The organism is Vogesella fluminis (assembly GCF_014652335.1).
GTDB classification, from domain to species: domain Bacteria; phylum Pseudomonadota; class Gammaproteobacteria; order Burkholderiales; family Chromobacteriaceae; genus Vogesella; species Vogesella fluminis.
Genome location: NZ_BMYP01000122.1, coordinates 1 through 685, shown reverse-complemented (window position 1 = coordinate 685; position 685 = coordinate 1). Strand labels below are relative to the sequence as shown.

General features: G+C 54.6%; 1 protein-coding gene. It reads right to left on the bottom strand.

What is annotated here, in order from left to right:
- Window positions 1-18: 18 nt before the first annotated feature.
- A partial coding sequence (locus IE083_RS15720) for an AAA family ATPase (protein WP_229799811.1) occupies window positions 19-685 on the bottom strand: 667 nt, incomplete at its 5' end.

Below are 685 nucleotides of genomic sequence, written 5' to 3'. Positions count from 1 at the left end.
TCGCCCCCAAAGCAACGACTAAGCTGTTTGGGAAGGTGGGCGGGCCGGACGCTTACGAAGCGCCAATGTCGGACGTGGATAAAGCAACTGATCAGCATCCTCCAACACGTACAACGATCCGCCCTGCTTGAGGCGCTGCCTCAGGCCCGTGACCCATGCTGGATCAAAGTCCTGAGCCTCATCGATAACCAAGAGATCAAGATCAGGCTGTGATGTTGACAGGCATTCGAGATAGACGGACGCGGCCTGCTCATATGTAGCTGGCTGATAGCCATTTGGAGAGTAACCTTTGGCCAGATAAGCACTGATGCACAAAGCATGGAAAGTCGATGCCTGCTGGTCATTACCGAGCAGCCGCTGCATATGATCTGCCAGGGGGCGATTGAAGCAGACATACTTGGCGCTCAGGCCTTTTCGTTGTGCTTCTTGTAGCAGTGACAAGGCGAGTTGAGTTTTCCCGGAGCCCGCTGTTGCCTGTACTCGCAAGATTCGCGAGGGAATATGCATCCGTGGCACCCATGTAGCTAATCCATCCGAGAGATGGCGCGCCGTCTCACGTAATTGCCCCTGCAGCGCAGATACATCACGTGCTACCGAAAGATGATTGGATAGGAAGGCATAAATTCGGTCCGCCAACGCATCAGGCTCATCCAATGGAAGCAAGCGCTGAACACGGGCAGACTGA